Genomic DNA, 4,928 nt, shown 5'->3' with positions numbered 1-4,928 from the left:
GCCGGCTGCTGCGCAGCGGCATCGACCCGGCGATCATGCTGATCCCGCGGCAGATGCCGCGTTATGCGATCGACGATGCGCAGTGCAAGGCGCTGTGGACGTACCTGATCGACGGAGGAGAGATGCGATGACGACGCGGCGAGAGTGGCTTGTCGGTGCGGCTGCCTGCGGGCTGCTGCAGGGGGCGCGGGCCCACAGCGTCTTCGGACCGGTGCAGCCGGCGCTGCCTGCGCCGGCGCTGTCGCTGCAGGACATGGCCGGCAAGTCGGTGCCGCTGCCTTCGCTGCTGACCGGACAGGTCACGGCTGTGCAGCTGATGTTCACCGGCTGCAGCGCGACCTGCCCGATCCAGGGCGCGGTGTTCGCCGATGCGCAGGCCCGGCTCGCGAAGGAGAACGCCGGCCTGCGCCTGCTGTCGCTGTCGATCGACCCGCTGGGCGACGACCTGCCGGCGATGCGGGCGTGGCTCGCGAAGTTCGGCGCGCAGTCGCCACGCTGGGCAGCCGCGCTGCCGAAGCTGAAGGATGTCGACCCGTTGCTCGACTTCCTGCGCGGCCGCGCGCCCGGCACCGACCGCCACACCGCGCAGGCCTTCGTGTTCGACCGGCAGGCGCGGCTGGTCTACCGCACCGAGGACATGCCGCAGCCGGGGGAACTGGTGAAGCTGATGCGAGGCGTGGCTGCGCGCGCTTGATTTCCCCTTTGAGAACAAAATAACTTCATATTTCCGCAAAGATCGTCGAAAATCGAGGGAATTTTAGTTCCAAAGGGTTCTCATGCTGCTCGAGTTCAGGGTGCGCAACTACAAGTCGATCCGTGACGAGCAAGCGTTGAGCCTGGTGGCGTCCAGCACCGACAAGGAACTGGCCGACACCCACCTTGCGCTCACCGGGGTGAAGGCGTTGCCGAATGCGGTTCGTGCCGCCGTTGTCTACGGGCCGAATGCGAGCGGCAAATCGACGCTGCTGTTCGCGTTGAGCTACATGCGCGCCGTGGTGGCGGAGTCCGCCTCGATGATCCAGCCGGGCCAGGCCTACAACGTCCAGCCCTACAAGCTCGATGAGACCTGGGCCAACGAGCCCACGGCATTCGAGATGACCTTCGTGATCGATGGCGTTCGACACCAGTACGCCTTTGCGATGACATCCAGGCGCATCGTCAGCGAATCGCTGGTCGTCTACCGCACGAGCAAGCCCACGCAGTGGTTCAGCCGGCGCCTGGCAGACGACGGCGAGAGCCACGAGTACGAGTTCAGCGCCTACCTCACCGGTCCGCGCAAGCTCTGGCAGGACAGCACGCGCCCGAACGCGCTATTCCTGTCGACTGCCGCGCAACTCAACAGCGAGTTGCTCAGTCCTGTCTTCCGATGGATCGTCGACAGCATCGTGTACCTGCCGGCGGGAGGGCTGCTGAGTCCCGACGCGACGACGACCTTGCTCGCGACACAGACAGGTCGCGAGACGATTCGCGATTTCCTCCGGGCCGCCGATCTCTCGATCGCTGACGTGCAGGCCGTGCCTCGCAAGGGCTCGCGCAGCCATGTCGAGTTCCGTGCCGGTGGCGTGGCGCAAGCGAGCCAGGAGGATGGCGAGTTCCTGGTGCCGATCTTCGAGCACACTACACCGAAGGGGCGCGCGAAGTTCGAACTGGAAGATGAATCCGAAGGCACGCAACGCCTCTACGCGTTGGTCGCCCCGGTGCTCGAGGCGATCCGCGAGGGTCGGATCCTCGTGATCGACGAACTGGACAGCAGCTTGCACACCTTGTTGGTCCGCAGGCTGATCTCGATGTTTCACGACAATGCGCTGAATCGCGCCGGTGCCCAGCTCATCTTCAGCACGCACGACACGTCGCTGCTGGACCACAACCTGTTCCGCCGCGACCAGATCTGGTTCACCGAGAAGGGCAGCGACCAGGCCACGCGCCTGTTCCCGCTGACGGACTTCAGCCCCCGCAAGCACGAAGCATGGGAACGAGGCTACCTGGCGGGGCGCTACGGTGCTGTCCCGTACTTCGGAGCCTCCACGGCCGCATGACCCGAGGCACGCCATGGGGCAGGACAACCAACCCAAGCATCGCCAGAAGTCTCGCGATCTCCACCGCCGTGCGGCGGTGCGTCAGGCCTACGAGCGCCTGCTGATCGTCTGCGAGGGCGAGAAGACCGAGCCGCTGTACCTGGGAGAGATCTGCCGCGAGCAGCGACTGTCGACGGCACATGTTCACGTGCAGCAAGGTGGATTCGGCACCGAGCCCCTGCAGATCGTCGAGTTCGCGGAGCACCTGTTCCAGGCAGGCGATCGCAAGAGGGGCATCGAAGCTCGCGCCTTCGACCGGCTGTTCGCCGTGTTCGATCGGGACGAGCATCGCACCTATCACCAGGCACTCGACAAGGCCGCCGCGCTCAGTGGTCGCTTGGTCAATGACGAACGCCAAGGCGTTCCAGTGCATGCAGTCGTGTCCGTGCCGTGCTTCGAGCTCTGGCTCCTGCTCCATTTCGAGAACATCCAGGCACCGCTGCACCGCAACGAGGTGTACACCCGCCTCAAGATGCACCTGCCGTACTACGACAAGGGCCAAGGCGGTCACTGGGAACGAACACGGGCCTTGGTTGAAGTCGCTGCTGCCCGGGCCGCGGCGCGGGCGGCAGTGACTCGCGCGCACGATGGGGTCGAGCCCTGTACAGACATGGGGCCCTTGGTTTCCACGCTCCTGAAACTCAAGGATTCAACGTAGAAGGCGCCAGCCTGCCGAGGTAGTTCCGCACGCTCGCCTGCATGCACAACTCCCTCATCGTCGTCGCATGCATCAGCCGGCTGACCCGGCTCTCGTCCTTGTGCACGAAGATGTAGCGCTCGCAGATGTCGGCCAGGATCTCCATGTGCACCGGCTCGTTCGGGTGCAGGCACAGGAACACCAGCTTGCCGTGGCTGCGCAGCTTGCGGAAGAACTCCAGCATGAAGCCGATGTAGCCGTCCTGCGTGTTGAACTGCGGCTCGTCGAACAAGTGAACCACCGCCCGCTCCGCGCCGGCGTGCTCCAGCATGAAGTTCGGCCGGTCGCGCTTGAACGAGCGCACCTGGTAGGACTGGTGGTAGTGCAGCGCCAGCCGGTCGCGCTCGCGGTACCGCACCTTGTGGATGTCCTGCCCCGCCACCATCACCCGCCCGCCGCTCGGCGCGTTGCCGCCGGTGATCAGCTCGAACATCGTCGTCTTGCCGGCGCCGTTGGCGCCCATCACGCCGATGATGCCGGGGCCGTCGACCTGGAAGTCGGCCTCCAGCGAGAACGTCGTCTGCCGGTTCGGCCAGCCGCGCCGGTACTGCTTGCGCAGGCCATCGACATGAAGAATCGGTGCAGCCATCTCGTCAGACTCCCAGCAGCTTGCGTTGCAGCGCCGCATCGCCGCGCAGCGCCGCGGCGCTGCCCTCGTGCACGATGCGGCCCTGGTGCATCACGTACGCGCGGTCCGACACCGCCAGCGCACTCTCGACGTTCTGCTCCACCAGCAGCACCGCCACCCCCTCGCGCTTGAGCCGCGTGACGGTCGCCATCACGTCCTGCACCACCTTCGGCGCCAGGCCCTGGCTCGGCTCGTCGAACAGCACCAGCCCCGGCGAGCCGATCAGCGCGCGCGAGATCGCCACCATCTGCATCTCGCCGCCCGACAGGTTCTCGCACTCGCGGCCCATCAAATACTCCATCGCCGAGAAGATCTCGAAGCACTCCTTCTCGCTCCACGCCMGGAAGCGCGTCTTCTTGCGCGCGATCGCGAGGTTGCGCGCCACCGTCAGCGTCGGGAAGATGCGCCGGTCGTCCGGCACCCAGCCGATGCCCATGCCGGCGATGCGGTGCGTCGGCACGTGGGTGATGTCGACACCGTCGAAGCGCACGCTGCCGCGCTTCGGCGGCGTCAGCCCGAGGATCGAGCGCAGCGTCGTCGTCTTGCCGGCGCCGTTCGGCCCGAGCAGCGACACCACCTCGCCCGGCGCGATGGAGAGCGACACGCCGAACAGCGCCTGCGTCTCGGCGTAGAAGGTCTCGATGCCGCTGATCTCGAGGATCGCCGGCTGGGGCGCGAGTTGCGGTTTCAGGACGGCGCTCATGACAGGGTCCCCAGGTTCGAGCGTTGCACCCACGGGTTGTCGCGCAGCTGCGCCGGCGTGCCCTCGGCGATCACCTGGCCCCAGTGGATCACGTTGATCTTGTCGGCCAGGCTGAACAGGAAGCGCATGTCGTGCTCGATGATCACGATCGTCAGCTCGCGCTTGAGCTGCGCGATCAGCTCGGCCACGCGCGCGGTGCCTTCGGCGCCGAGGCCGGCGGTCGGCTCGTCGAGGAACAGCAGCCGCGGGTCGGTCGCGAGCGCCACGCCGATCTCCAGCGCGCGCCGCTCGCCGTACGACAGCGCACCGGCCATCGCCGAGGCCTTGGCCGCCAGCCCGACGCGGTCGAGCACCGCCAGCGCCAGCGCGCGCCCGCGGCTGAAGCGGCCGAGGTCGCGCCACATCGACAGGCCCTGCTCGCGCACGGCAGGCAGCGCGACCAGCACGTTGTCGAGCGTGGTCTCCTCGTCGAACAGGTTCATGATCTGGAACGAGCGCGACAGCCCGCGCCGCGCGATCTGCCGCGGCGACAGGCCGGTGATGTCCTCGCCGGCAAAGCGCACGCTGCCGCGGTCGGGCGTGTAGCGGCCGGTCAGCACGTTGAAGCAGGTCGTCTTGCCGGCACCGTTGGGACCCATGATCCCGGTGAGCTGCTTCTCCTCGAAGGCCAGCGTGATGCTTTCCAGCACCACCTGGTCGCCGAAGCGCTTGTGCAGTTGATGGGCTTCGAACAGGGCCACGGGTCAGGTCTCCTTGGGGGTGGCGAGCGTCGCGTTGGGCTGCGGCGGCGTGTGCTTGCGGGCCGCGCAGCGCGCGCGCCACGAT

General features: G+C 67.0%; 6 protein-coding genes. 3 read left to right on the top strand and 3 right to left on the bottom strand.

Features of this window, described 5'->3' with window-relative positions:
• Positions 1-127: 127 nt before the first annotated feature.
• From AC1D01_RS20735 to AC1D01_RS20725, 3 genes are all read left to right on the top strand, one after another.
• Positions 128-694 carry an SCO family protein gene (locus tag AC1D01_RS20735; protein ID WP_477869610.1) on the top strand — a complete coding sequence of 189 codons (567 nt, stop codon included), beginning with the start codon at positions 128-130 and terminating at the stop codon, positions 692-694.
• An 82-nt stretch (positions 695-776) separates the two neighbouring features.
• Complete coding sequence (locus AC1D01_RS20730) at positions 777-2,036, top strand: AAA family ATPase (protein WP_477869607.1); 1,260 nt, start codon at positions 777-779, stop codon at positions 2,034-2,036.
• A 13-nt stretch (positions 2,037-2,049) separates the two neighbouring features.
• On the top strand, positions 2,050-2,733 hold the full coding sequence (locus AC1D01_RS20725; RefSeq protein WP_477869605.1) for an RloB family protein: 684 nt from the start codon (positions 2,050-2,052) through the stop codon (positions 2,731-2,733).
• Here the strand turns inward: AC1D01_RS20725 and AC1D01_RS20720 are convergent.
• From AC1D01_RS20720 to AC1D01_RS20710, 3 genes are read right to left on the bottom strand one after another with little or no spacing between them, the layout of a single operon-like run.
• Positions 2,717-3,361, bottom strand: coding sequence for an ATP-binding cassette domain-containing protein (locus tag AC1D01_RS20720; protein ID WP_477869603.1), 645 nt, complete (start codon positions 3,359-3,361; stop codon positions 2,717-2,719). The genes AC1D01_RS20725 and AC1D01_RS20720 overlap by 17 nt on opposite strands.
• A 4-nt stretch (positions 3,362-3,365) precedes the next feature.
• Positions 3,366-4,103, bottom strand: coding sequence for an ABC transporter ATP-binding protein (locus AC1D01_RS20715; protein WP_477869601.1), 738 nt, complete (start codon positions 4,101-4,103; stop codon positions 3,366-3,368).
• The gene (locus AC1D01_RS20710) at positions 4,100-4,843 is read right to left on the bottom strand and encodes an ABC transporter ATP-binding protein (RefSeq protein WP_477869599.1); all 744 of its coding nucleotides are present in this window, start codon (positions 4,841-4,843) and stop codon (positions 4,100-4,102) included. Before AC1D01_RS20710 ends, AC1D01_RS20715 begins: the two co-directional genes overlap by 4 nt.
• Positions 4,844-4,928 lie beyond the last annotated feature (85 nt).

The organism is Rhizobacter sp. P3_B12 (assembly GCF_056402895.1).
This window is presented reverse-complemented; position numbering and strand designations above follow the sequence as displayed.

Coding starts and splice junctions, on each gene's coding strand:
- AC1D01_RS20735 (WP_477869610.1), top strand. CDS start 128: ATGACGACGCGGCGAGAGTGGCTTGTCGGTGCGGCTGCCTGCGGGCTG.
- AC1D01_RS20730 (WP_477869607.1), top strand. CDS start 777: ATGCTGCTCGAGTTCAGGGTGCGCAACTACAAGTCGATCCGTGACGAG.
- AC1D01_RS20725 (WP_477869605.1), top strand. CDS start 2,050: ATGGGGCAGGACAACCAACCCAAGCATCGCCAGAAGTCTCGCGATCTC.
- AC1D01_RS20720 (WP_477869603.1), bottom strand. CDS start 3,361: ATGGCTGCACCGATTCTTCATGTCGATGGCCTGCGCAAGCAGTACCGG.